Genomic DNA, 17,643 nt, shown 5'->3' with positions numbered 1-17,643 from the left:
CTTTTTAGGTGGTCACGTAGCGCAAAGTTGGAGGTATAAACCATTTAGGAGGAAACAAATCATGGCAGTAATTACTATGAAACAATTGCTTGAAGCAGGTGTACATTTCGGACACCAAACTCGCCGTTGGAACCCTAAGATGTCTAAATACATCTTTACGGAACGTAACGGTATCTACATTATCGACTTACAAAAAACAGTTAAGAAAGTTGCAGAAGCTTACGATTTCGTAAAATCTGTATCTGAAGAAGGCGGACAAATCCTGTTTGTAGGAACTAAAAAACAGGCTCAAGACGCTATTAAAGAGGAAGCTGAACGCGCTGGCCAACTTTACGTTAACCAACGTTGGTTAGGTGGAATCTTAACGAACTATCAAACAATCAGTAAACGTATCAAGAGAATTTCTGAAATCGAAAAAATGGAAGCTGACGGTACATTTGACGTACTTCCTAAAAAAGAAGTCGTTGAACTTCGTAAAGAGTATGCACGTTTAAACAAATTCCTAGGCGGAATTCGTGACATGAAGAAAATGCCAAGTGCAATCTTCATCGTTGACCCACGTAAAGAACGTAATGCAATCGCTGAAGCGAAAAAATTAAACATTCCTATCGTTGCAATGGTAGATACAAACTGTGACCCAGATGAGGTTGACTACGTAATCCCAGCAAACGACGATGCAATCCGTGCTGTAAGATTAATGACTAGTAAGATGGCTGACGCTGTTTTAGAAGGTCAACGCGGAATTTCTGATGAAGAAGTTGCAGAGGAACAAAATATCGACTTAACAGAAGAAGAAGCTTCAGCTGAGACTTCAGAAGATAACGAGTAATAAGTAAGAACAATCTTGGTGATAAGCGTCAAAACTTATCACCTTTTTTTAAAACAAAGTTATGGAGGACTGAGAACATGGCTATTTCAGCAAAATTAGTTAAAGAACTACGTGAAAAAACTGGCGCAGGTATGATGGATTGTAAAAAAGCGCTCATGGAAACAGATGGTGACATCGACAAAGCAGTAGACTACCTACGTGAAAATGGTATTGCTAAAGCTGCTAAAAAAGCAGATCGTATTGCTGCAGAAGGTGCTGTTTACATCACTTCTGAAGGTAACGATGCTGTAATCGTTGAAGTTAACTCTGAAACAGATTTCGTTGCGAGAAACGAAAGCTTCCAAGAACTAGTTAAAAAGATTGCTTCTCACATCCTAGCAACTAAACCTGCAGATGTTGAAGAATTATATAACTCTGAAATCGATGGTGAGTCAGTAACTTCTGTAATGAACAATGCTGTTGCAACTATCGGTGAAAAATTAAGCATCAGACGTTTTGCAGTTGAGTCAAAAACTGATGATGATGCTTTTGGTCAGTACATGCACATGGGTGGACGCATTGGTGTACTTACAGTTGTTGAAGGTACAACAAGTGAAGATGTAGCTAAAGATGTTGCAATGCACGCAGCTGCATTAAACCCTAAATATGTTTCACGCGACCAAGTTAACCAATCTGAGCTTGATCACGAACGTGAAGTATTGCGTCAACAAGCCTTAAATGAAGGTAAACCTGAAAATATCGTTGACAAAATGGTTGAAGGTCGTATCCGCAAATATCTTGAAGAGATTTGCTTAGTAGACCAACCATTTGTTAAAGATTCAGACCAAACAGTACAACAGTACTTAGATGCACAAAAAGCGTCACTACGTACTTTCGTTCGCTATGAACTCGGTGAAGGTATGGAGAAACGTGAAGAAAACTTTGCTGACGAAGTACTTGGTCAGGTTAAAAAATAAGCTTTTTTAAAAGACACTTCGGTGTCTTTTTTTCTAAGTTGAAAATTTAAGGAAAAGGATTGAAATACATGGCTGAAACTTCTAGATTCAATCGTATCGTTTTAAAGTTAAGTGGTGAGGCACTTGCTGGTGATGACGGCTTTGGTATCAACCCTGTTGTCATTAAAAATATTGCAGAGCAAGTTTCAGAAGCACAAAAACTCGGTGTAGAAATGGCAATCATCGTCGGCGGTGGCAATATTTGGCGAGGTAAAATCGGTAGCGATTTAGGTATGGACCGTGGGACTGCTGACTACATGGGCATGCTTGCAACTGTAATGAATTCTTTAGCACTACAAGATAGTCTAGAACAGCTCGGTCATGAAACACGTGTGCTGACTTCTATCGAAATGAAACAAGTCGCGGAACCTTATATTAGAAGACGTGCGATACGTCACTTAGAAAAGGGTCGCATTGTTATCTTTGCGGCTGGTATTGGTAATCCATACTTCTCTACAGATACTACAGCTGCACTTAGAGCAGCAGAAGTAGAAGCTGATGTTATCCTAATGGGTAAAAATAACGTTGATGGCGTGTATTCTGCAGATCCTAAAACAAATAGTGATGCAGTTAAATACGAGAAACTAACGTATATGGAGATGCTACAAAATAATTTACAGGTGATGGATTCCACTGCATCATCGTTCTGTATGGACAACAACATTCCGCTTGTGGTATTTTCAATTACAGAAGACGGTAATATCAAACGTGCTGTATCAGGAGAAACGATCGGTACAACAATTACAAAGTAATAGGAGAAGATATTATAATGAGTGAAGCTGTGTTAAAAACGACAGAAGAAAAAATGGACAAGTCTATTGATAACCTACAAAGAGAACTTGCTGGCATTAGAACAGGAGCTGCAAACTCAAGCATGCTTGACAGAGTATCTGTGGATTACTACGGTGCACCAACACCAATCAACCAATTAGCAAGTATTTCAGTGCCTGAAGCACGTATGCTAGTTGTTCAACCTTATGACAAAAGTTCAGTAGATGATGTCTTAAAAGCAATACAAATTGCAGACCTTGGTGTTAACCCAACAAGCGACGGGACATTAATCAGAATTACTGTGCCTCAGCTTACAGAAGAGCGTCGTAAAGAGTTTGTTAAAGATGCACGTAAAGAAGGCGAAAATGCAAAAGTTGCCATCCGTAATGTACGTCGTGATTCTAATGATGAATTAAAAGCAGCTGAAAAAGCAGGCGATATTTCTGAAGACGAATTACGTAATTACACAGACGATGTTCAAAAACTCACTGATAAGTTTATCGCTAAAGTAGATTCGTTATGTGACGATAAAGAGAAAGATATCTTAGCAGTTTAACTTTCAAACAGGTAAGGGGACTTACCTGTTTTTTTATTGATTAACTATGTTAAAATTAAATAATTGATAAGTATATAAAAATGTACAAAGCAACATATACAGCACGGAGGATCGTCATGTTTAATTCCGAAAAAATTAAAGCAGAGACAAATAGACCACTACCTGAACATATCGCTATGATTATGGATGGTAATGGCAGATATGCGAAGCGTATGGGAATGCCTAGAATTAAAGGGCATTATGAAGGGATGCAAAATGTTAAACGCATCGTCCGGCACGCAGCTAACATCAACATAAAGTACTTAACACTATATGCCTTTTCAACAGAGAATTGGACACGACCAAAGAGTGAAGTGAAATACCTGTTAAAGTTGCCGACTGACTTTTTAGGTACGTTTTTACCTGAGCTCATGGAGAAAAACGTTAAGGTCACAACAATTGGTGATTTTAATGCTTTACCTATACATACGAAGAAGGCAGTACAAACCGCAATAGATAAGACTGAGAATAACACAGGATTGAATCTAATCTTTGCCTTGAACTACGGCAGTAGAGACGAAATTCAAGACGCTCTAAAAGCGATGATTAGAGACGTAGAACAGGGGCACTTATCTATCGATGATATTGACAATCAAAAAATTGACGATTATTTGATGACAAGAGATATACCAGACCCAGAAATGATTATTAGAACGTCTGGGGAATATCGCTTAAGTAATTTTCTATTATGGCAATCCTCTTACAGTGAATTATTTTTCTCGCATACGTTTTGGCCAGAGTTTACTACTGAAGAAATGGATGAACTGATTTCCCAGTACCAAAACAGAGAAAGGCGTTTTGGAGGATTGAATGAGGAGGAGGATGTGAATGAGGACTAGAACAGTAACTGCAGTTATTGCACTGTTGTTATTTATCCCAATTGTCATTATTGGCAATTGGCCATTGTTGATTCTTGTTTATCTGATGGCAATTACTGGCCTGTATGAGATATTAAAGATGAATCGCATTCATATCATTTCATTACCAGGTATCTTATCCTTAATCGGACTCTGTATGATTTTAATACCTAAGGAATCTTTCTCTCCCTTAGTCGGTGAATTTCAACTGGAAATCATTGTTGGACTCGCACTGATTATGCTATCGACAACGGTGGTCTCTAAAAATAGATTTACTTTTGTCGACATGGGCTTTTGTGTTCTAGCAGTCGCCTATATAGGGATTGGTTTTATGTACTTTTATGAAACTAGAGAAGCAGGTATCTTTTATATTCTATATGCGCTATTAATCGTTTGGTTAACAGACACCGGTGCTTATCTTTTCGGTAAGGCATTTGGTAAAAGAAAATTATGGCCACAGATTAGCCCGAACAAAACTATTGAAGGCTCACTTGGTGGTACATTGATTTCCACACTCATTCCAATCATTTTTGTTTCTTTTGGATGGTTAGAAGGATCATTATGGTTTCTTATTCCATTTACAATAATTCTTAGCATATTTGGCCAGATGGGGGATTTAGTTGAGTCAGCCTTAAAACGTCACTTTGATGTTAAGGACTCTGGTAATTTTCTACCTGGCCACGGCGGTATTTTAGACCGTTTTGATAGCTTTATATTCGTGTTACCACTCATGAATATTCTGCCGATTATTTCATAAAATAGGTGAATAAAATGATTAAGACAATTTCTATATTAGGTGCGACAGGGTCTATTGGTACTCAAGCGCTTGATGTCATAAAAAATAATCCGGAACACTTTAGACTCGGGGCCATATCTATCGGGCGTAATATAAATCGTTTAAGAGAAATTTTAACTGATTTCACGCCACACTTGGTATCTGTACAAGACGAAAGTGTAGTAAAAGATTTAACATCAGATTATCCACACATTGAATTTACCTATGGAGAACAAGGTCTTTTGGATGTTGCGTCATCCTCATGTGATATACTACTTACCGCTATCATGGGAAGTATCGGCTTAAAGCCGACCTTAAAAGCCATCGACAATAAGACAACCATTGCGCTTGCTAACAAGGAAACACTCGTTGCAGCCGGCGATATTGTAATGCGTCGTGCTAAGGAAAATAATGTATCGATTATCCCCGTTGATTCTGAGCATTCTGCACTCTTTCAATGCCTAAAGGGTGAGAACATTAAAGAAGTTGAACAGTTAATTATCACTGCGAGTGGTGGATCTTTTAGAGATTTAACACGTGAAGAACTAACGCATGTCACCTTAAAAGATGCCCTAAATCATCCAAACTGGTCTATGGGACAAAAGATTACCATTGATTCAGCGACGATGATGAACAAAGGTTTTGAAGTCATCGAAGCCAAGCACCTCTTTGATTTACCGACAGAAAAAATCCAAACGGTACTTCATAAGGAGAGCATCATTCATTCAATGGTAGAGTTTATTGATAATAGTATGATTGCGCAACTTGGTAATTCAGATATGCGTACAGCGATTCAATATGCCTTCACGCATCCAGAGCGTCTACATAAGAACAATCCATTAAAACTATCGGAACTACATCAATTGAACTTCAAACCAATGGATTTTCACCGCTTTAAAATGTTAAAATTCGCATACGATGCACTCGAGGCTGGTGGGACGCTAGCGACTGTTATGAATGCAGCGAATGAATTTGCTGTTGGTCAATTTTTACAAGGTCAGATTAGCTTTTTAGAAATTGAAGAAATTGTTGAACGTCGCATGATGATGCATGACAATATTCAAAACCCAGATCTTGAGACAATCTTAAGCCTTGACGCTCAGTATAAAACTAATATGAGGTGACATAAGTGGCTGGAATTTTAGCATTTATAGTAGTCTTTGGGCTCCTCGTTACCGTCCACGAATTTGGTCATATGTTCTTTGCAAAAAGAGCGGGTATAATGTGTCCAGAATTCGCAATCGGTATGGGTCCGAAGATTTTCTCTTATAAATATAATGATACACAGTACACCATTCGTCTATTACCGATTGGTGGCTATGTAAGAATGGCTTCAAAAGATATGGAAATCAATCCATTAAATGCAGGCATGAGAGTACAAGTTAAGTTAAATAACAGAGATGAAATTACACATGTTCTCCTAGATGATAAACACAATTTCCAATTTGCAGAAGAGCTTGAGGTGATCGATAGCGACATTTCAGAAGAAATGTACATTCGTGCTTACAGGCTAACAGACAATCAAGAAGTGACTTATTACTTTAGCGAAGAGACATACTTTGTTGAGGATGCAGAACTTGAACGTATCGCACCACTTTCCGGTCGATTTGAATCGAAGTCAGTCTGGCAACGTTTCCTCACTTTATTTGCTGGACCACTTTTCAATTTCTTACTTGCCTTTGTCTTATTTACAATTCTGTTTTATATACAAGGTAAGGCAAGTGATGAACCGATTGTTGGTCAAGTAGTTGAAGACACACCCGCTGAAGAGATTAATCTTGAATCGGGAGACCGCATCTTAGAAATTGATGGTCAAAAAGTGGAAAGCTGGTCTCATATGACTAGCCTAATTCAACAAGGCCAAGGTGAATCTCAAGAACTATTGATCGATTCAGATGGACAACAGAGAACTGAAAACCTTGAACCTGTGATTGAATCAACAGAATTTCCTGACGGAACAGTAAATGAAAGACTGATTATCGGCGTTGGTGCTTACTTTGAAAATGGTATTATCGCTCCGATATGGTGGGGGATTCAAGAAACTGTCTCGAGTATGAGTTTGATCTTCGAACTTGTTGTAAGAATGATTGGTACTATTTTTGCGGGTACATTCAGCTTTGATATGTTGAATGGTCCAGTTGGAATATATAAGGTTACAGAGACAGTTGCTGCACAAGGCATACTTGTTTTAATGAGATTTACCGCACTCTTAAGTGTGAATTTAGGTATAATGAACTTATTACCAATTCCTGCTTTAGACGGTGGACGTATTTTATTCGTTTTATATGAAGGAATCTTCAGACGTCCATTAAACCGTAAGGTAGAATTGAACATACAACTTATCGGCGTACTATTCGTCTTAATCATCATGGTGCTGGTCACCTGGAATGATATTAAAACATTTTTCTTATAGGAGTGGATTTAAATGAGGCAATCACAAATGTTCATCCCAACTATGCGGGAAACACCAACAGAAGCTGAGAGTTTAAGTCATCGCCTGATGCTAAAATCCGGCATGATTAAACAACTCGCACGAGGTATTTATGCCTACTTGCCGATTACCCAATTAGTATTAAACAACATCCAAGACATCGTCCGCGAGGAAATGATGGCAATTGGTGGTGCTGAAGTCCACTTACCTGTACTGCATCCACAAGAACTCTGGGAAGAGTCAGGCAGATGGGATGCTTATGGTAAAGAACTCATGCGTTTAGAAGACCGTCATGGTAGAGGATTTGCACTCGGACCGACTCATGAAGAGGTCATTACAGATCTTGTACGTGATGAGTTAAAGAGTTATAAGAAATTACCACTGACACTTTTTCAGATTCAGACAAAATTCCGTGACGAGCTAAGACCAAGATTCGGACTCCTACGTGGACGTGAATTTATAATGAAAGATGCTTATTCATTCCATATTGATGAAGCATCATTAGACCAAACATACAATGATATGTACAATGCATATTCACGCATTTTTGACCGTTTAGATTTAAACTATAGAGCGGTTGAAGCGGATGGTGGTTCTATTGGAGGTAGTCATACTCACGAATTTATGGCCTTAGCCGATATTGGTGAAGATACGATTGTCTATACAGATGAGAGCGATTATGCTGCAAATATTGAAAAGGCAGTATCACCAAAACCAACAACGGTGAGTGAAGCAGAATTAAAAGATGTAGAAAAACTAGAAACACCAAATATTGCAACTGTTAAAGCGTTAGCAGAACTTTTAGAGACTGACTTAACACTTACAACCAAGACAATGGTGGTTAAGGTCGATGATGGTCTTAAAATGATAGTCATTAGAGGGGACCAGGAACTCAACGATGTTAAAGTGAAAGCCTTCTTTAATTCAGTTATCGTTGAGATGGCTACTGATGAAGAAATTCGACATGAATTAAACGCTTCACCAGGGTCCCTTGGCCCAGTTAATGCAACAATTCCAGTTTACATCGATTATCAAGTTGAAGTGATGAAGAACTATCCAGTTGGCGCAAATGAAACGGGTTACCATCTATTAAACGTTAACCATGGCCGTGATTTTACTCCAGACGGCACAGGAGATTTCCGCTTTATTAATGAAGGGGAAATGGTTGAAGATGGTTCAGGTCCAGCAAAATTCATGCGCGGTATTGAAGTTGGACAGGTCTTTAAACTCGGCACTAAATATTCAGAGTCGATGAACTTTAACGTCCTTGATCAGAATGGACGTTCAACACCAGTCTTGATGGGTTGTTATGGCATCGGTATTTCACGTGTATTATCAGCTGTCGTAGAAAGTCATCATGACGATAAAGGTATCTTCTGGCCGAAGTCTATTACACCATTTGATATCCATATCATTACAGCTAATACAAAAGATCAGACTATCGTAGACACAGCAGCGGAGCTCTATGACATTTTATCGAAAAACTATAGAGTACTTTACGATGATCGTAACGAGCGTGCAGGTGTTAAATTTGCCGATTCTGAATTGATTGGCTTACCAGTAAGAATTGTCGTTGGCCGCGGCGCTAAAGATGGCGTTGTTGAAGTAAAAGGTCGACGAGACGAAGAATCTACTGAAGTGCAAATCGCTGACTTAACATCATACCTTACTGACAATAACTACGCGTAAATCCTTGATTTACGCGTTTTTCTAAGGCGTGTATATAGAATTTTTAACCGGGAGTGTTATGTAAGTGGAAGGACAAGATAAATTAAGTATTTTGCTTCAGCGGGCGAATATCCAACAGAATAACTATTTAGAAGATGCATCACTGACAAAAGTTGTTGTCGATGATCAGTCTCGTAAGTGGCAGTTTCATTTGAAAACGTCTAGAATCATTCCGAGCACACTCTATCAGCTCATGAATCAAAATATTAAAGCAGCTTTTAAAGATATCGCGACAACAGAATTGATTATGTCATCGGCAGATTTTGATGAACAGACTGTCTTAGATTATTTTGATATTGCAGTAGATAGTTTAACTATAAACGACAATATAAAGCATCAGTTAAAGGGAACTGCAAAAAAACTACAAGATGAAACCCTTTTTATTGCGGTTAAGAATAGTATTGAAGAAGCGCACTTTAACAAACATATCAACGGCAACTTAACGACGGCCTATAAATATTTTGGTATTCATCTACAAGGTGTAAAAGTGACCGTCGATGATGAACTTCAAAACACTCGTACAGAAGCGCTAGAAAATAGAATCAATGATGAAAGAGAAGCGCTGATATCTGAATTCATTAATAGACGTGAACAAGAGAGTGAAGCAGAAGACACTAAAAAAGATGTTCAAAAACAAATCGGTAAACCGCAGACATTTGACGGAGTACGGCCATTAGAAAACATTTTTGATGAGGAAAACAGTGTCAAAATAGAAGGTCATATTTTTGATAAGGAAATCCGTGAGCTAAAAAGTGGCCGTCAAATTTTACAATTAAAGCTAACGGACTATACGGATTCTATTATGGCTAAGATGTTCTCTCGCCATGGTAAAAACGATGAGGATGTATTCGGTGCTTTAGAAGTGGGAGATTGGGTGATAATTGAAGGCCGTGTTGAATACGATGAATTTACACGTGATATGGTCTTAAATATTAGAAATCTTACCGCAGTCAATAAGAAACCGAAAAAAGATTACGGAGATGAAAAACGCGTAGAATTACACCTTCATTCTGCCATGAGTCAAATGGATGGTATGACGAGTATCAGTGAATACATCAAACGCGCGAAATCTTTCGGACACGATGCTCTAGCGATTACAGACCATAATAATGTTCAAGCCTTCCCAGAAGCCTTTAATGCAACTGCAGGTGATGAGGACTTTAAGATGATTTTTGGCATGGAGGGCATGCTCGTCGGTGACGGTGCACCAATTGCCTATAGACCTCAGAATTATAATTTAGACACACATGATTTTGTGGTCTTTGACGTCGAGACAACAGGACTATCATCTAAATATGATCAAATTATCGAACTTGCTGGAGTTAAGGTAAGAAACGGGGAAGTTGTAGATAAGTTTGAACGTTTTGCAAATCCAGGTGAAAAATTAACTGAACTGATCAAAGAATTAACAGGTATCACAGATGATATGCTTGTCGGAGCCCCTGATATTAGTGAAGTCATTACTGACTTCAAAAAATGGGTCGGAGATGCAATTTTTGTTGCTCATAATGCGAGCTTTGATGTGGGCTTTATAGATGAAGCCTATGAAAAACAAGGTTTTGGTGAATCTACAAATGGTGTCATTGATACCTTAGAGTTGTCACGTACAATTAATACGAAGATGAAAAAGCATGGATTAAATATCTTAGCCAAGCACTATAACGTAGATTTAACTCAGCACCATAGAGCCATTTACGACGCCGAAGCGACAGCTTATATCTTTATTAAGATGATGGCACAGCTAAAAAGAGACTACGGTGTAACGAATCACCAGGATATTAACCGTAGCTTATCGAATAGTGATTCATATAAACGTGCTATGCCTTCTCACGTGTCGATTCTTGTAGAAAATAATACTGGCTTAAAGAACCTCTTTAAAATAGTCAGCCTATCATTAACGGATAATTTCTATAAATCACCTAGAATTAAAAGACAAGTACTAGAAGAGCACCGTGAGGGCTTACTTATCGGTAGTGCGTGTGATAACGGTGAGGTCTTTACTGCTATGATGCAGAAGTCTTATGAAGAAGCGAAGAAAAAAGCGTATTTCTATGATTATATAGAAGTCTTTCCAAAACCACTCTATCAGAGACTTTTAGACCGTGAAGTTGTCAGAGATGAAGCGGTCTTAGAAGAAATAATAGAAAACATGATTAAGCTTGGTAAGGACCTTGACAAACCAGTCGTTGCAACAGGTAATGTTCACTACTTAGATGAGTCAGATAAGCTTTCTCGTGATATTTTAGTCAAATCAAATCCTGGTAATCCCTTATCAAGAGGGAACCTACCCGATGCTCACTTTAGAACGACAGATGAGATGTTAGAGCTGTTCGACTTTTTAGATGAAGATACAGCCTATGAAATCGTTGTGACGAACACACGTAAAATCGCGAGTAAAATTGATAGAGTTGAAGTGATTAAGAAAGATCTCTTCCCACCTAAAATTGAAGGAGCAGAACAAGAAATTAGAGATATGTCATACAACAATGCTAAGGCGCTTTATGGTGAAGATGTGCCTGAAATTGTTGTCGAGCGTTTAGAGAAAGAACTTGAGAGTATTATTGGTAACGGCTTTGCCGTCATCTATTTAATATCACATAAACTTGTAAAACGTTCACTTGATGATGGTTATCTCGTAGGTTCAAGGGGTTCAGTTGGTTCAAGCTTAGTTGCCACTATGACCGAGATTACGGAGGTTAACCCTTTACCACCGCATTACGTTTGTCCAAAATGTAAGCAGTCTGAGTTCTTTACAGATGGTTCAGTCTCTTCTGGTTATGATTTACCGGACAAACAGTGTGAAAACTGCCAAGTCGACTTGATTAAAGAAGGCCAAGATATTCCTTTTGAAACCTTCCTTGGCTTTAAAGGGGATAAAGTTCCAGATATTGACTTAAACTTCTCTGGTGTTTATCAACCTAAAGCGCACAACTATACGAAAGAATTGTTTGGTGAGGACTATGTCTACCGTGCGGGAACGATTGGTACAGTTGCAGAAAAAACGGCCTTTGGTTATGTTAAAGGGTATTTAAACGATAATGGTCTGCATAAGCGTGCTGCTGAAATTGACCGGCTCGTCATTGGCTGTTCTGGTGTAAAACGTACAACAGGTCAGCATCCAGGTGGGATAATTGTTGTTCCAGATGACATGGATATTTATGACTTTACGCCGATCCAATATCCTGCAGATGATATTGAAGCAGAATGGAAGACGACACACTTTGACTTCCACTCTATTGATAATAACTTATTGAAACTGGATATACTTGGACACGATGATCCGACTATGATTCGCATGCTACAAGACTTATCTGGTATCGATCCAACAACAGTACCAACTGATGACAAGGCAACGATGGGGCTGTTTTCATCACCGAGTTCACTCGGTGTGGACCAAGATCAAATTTTATGTAAGACCGGAACCTTAGGTATACCAGAGTTTGGTACAGGGTTCGTGCGTCAGATGTTAGAGGACACGAGACCGACAACGTTCTCAGAACTCGTACAAATTTCAGGATTATCTCACGGTACCGATGTTTGGTTAGGCAATGCCCAAGACCTCATTAGAAAAGGGATTTGCGACTTATCTAATGTAATTGGTTGTCGTGACGATATCATGGTGACCTTGATGTATAAAGGACTTGAACCGAGTCTAGCCTTCAACATTATGGAGAAGGTGCGTAAAGGTAAGGGACTCACTCCCGAACACGAACTTGCCATGAGAGAAAACGGCGTTGAGAGCTGGTACATCGATTCTTGTAAGAAAATCAAGTACATGTTCCCGAAAGCCCATGCCGCAGCTTACGTATTAAACTCAGTACGTATTGCTTATTTTAAAGTACATCATCCACTCTATTATTATGCATCGTACTTTACAGTCCGAGCATCAGACTTTGATTTGTTAACGTTCGTAAAAGATAAAGATACGATCCGGCATAGAGTCAAAGAGATGAATGCAAATTTCCAAGAACTCTCTAAAAAAGAGAAAGATACATTAGTCGTCTTAGAGCTTGTGAATGAAATGACGCAACGTGGCTATAGAATGCAGCCAGTCAACGTCGACAAATCACATGCGACGGACTTCATCATTGAGGGTGATACGCTAATTCCGCCTTTTGAATCTGTTCCAGGACTTGGGCGTTCTGTGGCGAACCGTATCGTTGAGGCAAGAGAAGATGGTGGCTTTATATCTAAAGAAGACTTGAACAAGAAAGCAGGTGTATCTCAAAAACTTATCGACTACTTAACAGAGCTCGGAAGTTTAGATCACCTTCCAGACAAAGCGCAGTTGTCAATCTTTGACATCTAGTGTTCTTGCGGTCGTTAAGCACGTGTGATATAATATTATTGATTTAAATAATCAGTCGTGAGGAGAAGAGCGGGTTTATACCGTTCTTCTCTTACTTTTGAAAGGGGATTTTGACATGAACCGAACTGAACAGGAAGTATATAACCATGTCGAGCCAATTGCCAAAGAAAATGATTTAAAGCTAGTTGAAGTTTCCTACGTAAAGGAAGGACCTGATTTCTTCTTGCGCGTTTACCTAGACAAAAAAGGCGGTATTACACTCGATGATTGTGCAGCATTTTCGGAAATAATCAGTGCGAAACTTGATGACTTGGACATCGTTCAAGGGGCCTATTATTTAGATGTGTCGTCTCCTGGTGCAGAACGTCCGATTAAAGATGATGAGGACTTAGAACTCACTTTAGAAAAAGGTATTTATATCAAAACTTATCAACAAATCGACGGTGAAAAAGAGTGGACTGGTGTCTTAAAAGAATACGATGACAAGTCTGTGACTATTGAATACAAAGTGAAAACTCGTAAGAAAACCATCACCGTAGAACGTGAAAAAATTGCAACGATTAGAAAAGCTGTACTGATTTAGAATGGAGGAAAATTGAGTGAATAAAGAATTGATCAATGCGGTTGAATATATCCATAAGGAAAAGAATATCCCAATGGAAGTCTTAGTGGATGCGATTGAAGCTGCTTTAATTACCGCTTATAAAAAGAATTACGCTGACCATAAAAATGTCTCGATCGATTTAAATATGGAATCTGGAAGTTATAGAGTGATTTCTAGAAAAGATGTTGTTGAAGAAGTAATGGACCCAACAGCAGAAATTGATCTCTTAACTGCAAGAGAATACAACCCAGCATATGAAGTCGGCGACCCGTTTGATGAAGACGTGACGCCTAAGGACTTTAATCGCGTTGGTGCACAGGCAGCGAGACAAGCAGTCATGCAGCGTATTAGAGATGCTGAACGCAGTATTCTATACGATGAGTTTATCGACAAAGAAGATGAAGTCTTAACTGGCTTAATCGATAGAGTCGACCACCGCTTTGTGTATATTCAACTAGGGAAGACAGATGCGGTATTAGCTGAATCTGAGCGCATGCCAAATGAGTCTTATATTCCAAATGAGCGTATTAAAGTTTACGTTAATAAGGTGGAACAAACGACTAAAGGGCCACAAATCTTCGTATCTAGAACGCATCCGAATCTATTAAAGCGACTATTTGAAGATGAAGTTCCTGAAATCTTTGATGGTACAGTAGAGGTTATGAGTGTTGCTCGTGAAGCGGGTGAGCGTTCGAAGATTAGTGTCCATGCAGAGAACCCAGATGTTGATGCTGTCGGGTCTTGTGTTGGTTCACGCGGTGCGCGTGTAGAAGCGATTGTGGATGAACTTCACGGTGAAAAAATTGACATCGTCTTATGGGATGAAGATCCTAAAGTATTTGTGAAAAATGCTTTAAGTCCTTCTCAAGTTGTCAGTGTGACTGTAGATGAGGAAAACAAATCAACTGTAGTTGTTGTTCCGGATCACCAACTATCATTAGCGATTGGTAAGAAAGGTCAAAATGCACGTCTTGCTGCGAAACTGACGGGCTGGAAAATTGACATTAAAAGTGAATCTGATGCTGAGGCAGAAAGCATCGAAAACGACTAGAGGTGTATACAATGGCACGGAAAATTCCGATGAGAAAATGTATCTTAACGAATGAAATGCATCCTAAAAATGATTTAATCCGCGTCGTTAAAACGAAAGAAGGCGAAGTTTTCGCTGATGCTACAGGTAAGAAAAATGGCCGAGGTAGCTATGTCGTTAAAGATTTAGAAAAAGTTAATAAAGCGAGAGAGAAAAAAGCTTTAGAAAAAGCGCTGGGTAAAGATACAGAAGCTTTAAATCCGGTCTATGATGAAATTATCCGTTTGATCTATAGAGAGGATATTCCGAAGCGATGAACGATAAAATACTAAATTATGTCGGTCTAGCAACAGGCGCTAACAAGACAATCAATGGAGAAGAAAAAACAATTGAAGCGGTCAAGTCAAACAAAGCTGCCCTTGTGTTTTTAGCTTCTGATGCGGGTAAGAGTACAAGTAAGAGAATGAATGATAAGTGTAAGAGTTACAATGTCACAATCATTGATAAGTATACAAACGAAGAGCTCTCTAAAGCGACGGGTGCCTATAACCGCGTTGTTCTTGCCATTACCGACCATGGTTTTGCACGAAAGATTAAAGAGCTCTCATAGAAGGGATTGGTTCAATGAGTAAAACTAGAATTCATGAATATGCCAAAGAAATTGGCTTATCAAGTAAAGAGGTCATCGACTTCTTAGTATCACAAAATGTCGAGGTTAAGAGTCATATGTCTTCAATCGAAGACGATGTCTTAGTAATGCTTGATAAGAAATTTAAAAACAAAGAATCAAACACATCTAAAGAAACTAAGCCAAACAACAAAGAAAACAAACCAAAGCAAAAACAAAATAACCAGAAACAAAATAACAAAGGCAGACAACAAAAAGCTAAAGAAAACAATAAAAATCAAAAACCCGCTAAAAAAGAATCATCCAAAAAAGAAGCGCCTAAAAAAGAGGAAGCTGACAGTAAGCATTTCACTTATGAAGAAGGTATCACAGTAGGAGAGCTTGCTGAAAAAATCAATGTAGACCCTTCTAAAATTGTTAAAGACCTCTTCATGCTTGGTATTGTAACAAACATTAATCAGTCACTTGACCAAGATTCAGTTGAAATTGTGGCTGAAAACTACGGCTATACTTCAGAGCTGACAGTTGAAGTCGATGATAGTGATCTGACAAACTTCTTCAATTTAGAGGAAGAAAACTTAGACGAAGAACGTCCAAGTGTAGTAACAATCATGGGTCACGTTGACCATGGTAAGACGACTTTACTTGACTCTATTAGAGATACGAAAGTAACAGCAGGTGAAGCTAGTGGAATTACTCAACACGTCGGTGCCTACCAAATTGAACATGAGAATAAGAAAATTACTTTCTTAGATACACCAGGACACGCAGCGTTCACTACAATGCGTGCGCGCGGTGCACAGGTAACTGACTTAACAGTACTTGTAGTGGCTGCAGATGATGGTGTAATGCCACAAACAATTGAAGCAATTAACCACGCTAAAGCAGCTGAGGTACCAATTATTGTTGCAGTAAACAAAGTTGATAAACCAACTGCTAACCCAGACCGTGTTATGACAGAACTTGGTGAACATGGTCTTTACCCAGAAGACTGGGGCGGCGACACAATCTTTGTTCAATTATCAGCACTAACAGGTGATGGAATCGATGACTTATTAGAAATGATTAATCTTGTTTCTGAAGTGTCGGAACTTAGAACAACGAGTGATATGCCAGCAGTCGGTACTGTAATCGACGCAGAATTAGACAAATCTCGTGGACCTTCTGCAAGTTTACTTGTACAACATGGTACTTTAAAAGTGGGCGACTCTATTGTTGTCGGCTCAACTTATGGTAAGGTCCGTGCAATGGTAAGTGACACAGGTCAGCGTATTAAGTCCGCTGGTCCATCTGTACCTGTTGAAATTACAGGTATCAATGATGTCCCTGAAGCAGGCGATCGTTTTGTAGTCTTTAAAGATGATAAGAAAGCGCGCCAAATCGGTGAAGCGCGTCACGAGGATAAGATTATGCGTGACCGTGAAGTCAATCAGAAAGTGTCTCTAGATAATCTGTTTGAACAGATGAAAGAGGGCGAAATGAAAGACTTAAACGTTATCATCAAAGGTGACGCTCAAGGATCTGTAGAGGCACTAGCTGCATCACTTATGAAGATTGATGTTGAAGGTGTCAATGTACGTATCATTCACACAGGTGTTGGTGCGATAAACGAATCTGACGTCACTTTAGCAAATGCATCAAGTGCGATTATTATCGGTTTCAATGTTCGTCCTGATGTCAACGCGAAACGTGCAGCAGAACAGAACCAAATCGATATGAGACTACACCGTATCATCTACAAAGTAATCGAAGAAATCGAGTCAGCAATGAAAGGAATGCTAGACCCTGAATTCGAAGAACAAGTTATTGGTAATGTCGAAGTTCGTGAAATCTTTAAAGTATCTAAAGTGGGTACCATTGCAGGTGCTTATGTAACAGATGGTAAGATTACACGTGATAGCGGCGTGAGAGTAATTCGTGATAGCATCGTTATCTTTGAAGGCGAACTCGACACACTGAAACGTTTTAAAGATGATGCCAAAGAAGTGACTGCAGGATATGAATGTGGTCTGACAATTAAAAACTTCAACGATATCAAAGAAGGCGACCAAATAGAGCCATTCATTATGGTAGAGATTGAGAGGAAATAAT

15 protein-coding genes are annotated in these 17,643 nt (G+C 39.0%); all 15 read left to right on the top strand.

The window, feature by feature from the left end; all coding sequences use genetic code 11:
- Positions 1–61 precede the first annotated feature (61 nt).
- The 15 genes from rpsB (at position 62) to infB (ending at position 17,642) form a co-directional block, all read left to right on the top strand.
- The gene (gene rpsB / locus JEM45_RS03625) at positions 62–829 is read left to right on the top strand and encodes a 30S ribosomal protein S2 (protein ID WP_026867597.1); all 768 of its coding nucleotides are present in this window, start codon (positions 62–64) and stop codon (positions 827–829) included.
- Positions 830–906: 77 nt separating this feature from the next.
- Complete coding sequence (gene tsf, locus JEM45_RS03620; RefSeq protein WP_198687825.1) at positions 907–1,785, top strand: translation elongation factor Ts; 879 nt, start codon at positions 907–909, stop codon at positions 1,783–1,785.
- A 68-nt stretch (positions 1,786–1,853) separates the two neighbouring features.
- A complete protein-coding gene (gene pyrH / locus JEM45_RS03615) occupies positions 1,854–2,576 on the top strand; it encodes a UMP kinase (protein ID WP_026867599.1) in 723 nt (240 codons plus the stop codon).
- Positions 2,577–2,593: 17 nt separating this feature from the next.
- Positions 2,594–3,151: a ribosome recycling factor gene (gene frr, locus JEM45_RS03610; protein WP_026867600.1), complete on the top strand. Its 558-nt coding sequence runs from the start codon at positions 2,594–2,596 to the stop codon at positions 3,149–3,151.
- Between the two features lie 80 nt (positions 3,152–3,231).
- A complete protein-coding gene (locus tag JEM45_RS03605) occupies positions 3,232–4,029 on the top strand; it encodes an undecaprenyl pyrophosphate synthase (RefSeq protein ID WP_026867601.1) in 798 nt (265 codons plus the stop codon).
- The gene (locus JEM45_RS03600; RefSeq protein WP_198687824.1) at positions 4,019–4,804 is read left to right on the top strand and encodes a phosphatidate cytidylyltransferase; all 786 of its coding nucleotides are present in this window, start codon (positions 4,019–4,021) and stop codon (positions 4,802–4,804) included. The genes JEM45_RS03605 and JEM45_RS03600 overlap by 11 nt, the downstream gene beginning before the upstream one ends.
- A 17-nt stretch (positions 4,805–4,821) precedes the next feature.
- Positions 4,822–5,946, top strand: a complete 1,125-nt coding sequence (locus tag JEM45_RS03595) for a 1-deoxy-D-xylulose-5-phosphate reductoisomerase (protein WP_198687958.1) — start codon at positions 4,822–4,824, stop codon at positions 5,944–5,946.
- Positions 5,947–5,951: 5 nt separating this feature from the next.
- Positions 5,952–7,235: an RIP metalloprotease RseP gene (gene rseP, locus JEM45_RS03590; protein WP_198687823.1), complete on the top strand. Its 1,284-nt coding sequence runs from the start codon at positions 5,952–5,954 to the stop codon at positions 7,233–7,235.
- A gap of 12 nt (positions 7,236–7,247) precedes the next feature.
- Positions 7,248–8,942, top strand: a complete 1,695-nt coding sequence (locus JEM45_RS03585) for a proline--tRNA ligase (protein WP_026867605.1) — start codon at positions 7,248–7,250, stop codon at positions 8,940–8,942.
- Positions 8,943–9,006: 64 nt separating this feature from the next.
- Positions 9,007–13,290 (top strand): PolC-type DNA polymerase III, encoded by a 4,284-nt coding sequence (locus tag JEM45_RS03580; RefSeq protein ID WP_198687822.1) that lies wholly within the window; start codon positions 9,007–9,009, stop codon positions 13,288–13,290.
- 115 nt (positions 13,291–13,405) lie between these two features.
- Complete coding sequence (gene rimP, locus JEM45_RS03575) at positions 13,406–13,873, top strand: ribosome maturation factor RimP (protein ID WP_026867607.1); 468 nt, start codon at positions 13,406–13,408, stop codon at positions 13,871–13,873.
- Between the two features lie 16 nt (positions 13,874–13,889).
- A complete protein-coding gene (gene nusA, locus JEM45_RS03570) occupies positions 13,890–14,945 on the top strand; it encodes a transcription termination factor NusA (protein WP_198687821.1) in 1,056 nt (351 codons plus the stop codon).
- Between the two features lie 11 nt (positions 14,946–14,956).
- Positions 14,957–15,241: an RNase P modulator RnpM gene (rnpM, locus tag JEM45_RS03565; protein ID WP_198687820.1), complete on the top strand. Its 285-nt coding sequence runs from the start codon at positions 14,957–14,959 to the stop codon at positions 15,239–15,241.
- Positions 15,238–15,534, top strand: a complete 297-nt coding sequence (locus JEM45_RS03560) for a L7Ae/L30e/S12e/Gadd45 family ribosomal protein (protein ID WP_198687819.1) — start codon at positions 15,238–15,240, stop codon at positions 15,532–15,534. Before rnpM ends, JEM45_RS03560 begins: the two co-directional genes overlap by 4 nt.
- Before the next feature lie 14 nt (positions 15,535–15,548).
- Positions 15,549–17,642 carry a translation initiation factor IF-2 gene (gene infB / locus JEM45_RS03555; RefSeq protein WP_198687818.1) on the top strand — a complete coding sequence of 698 codons (2,094 nt, stop codon included), beginning with the start codon at positions 15,549–15,551 and terminating at the stop codon, positions 17,640–17,642.
- The last annotated feature ends 1 nt before the right edge of the window (position 17,643 follow it).

Source organism: Jeotgalicoccus sp. ATCC 8456, assembly GCF_016313225.1.
Lineage (GTDB): Bacteria > Bacillota > Bacilli > Staphylococcales > Salinicoccaceae > Jeotgalicoccus > Jeotgalicoccus marinus.
This window is presented reverse-complemented; position numbering and strand designations above follow the sequence as displayed.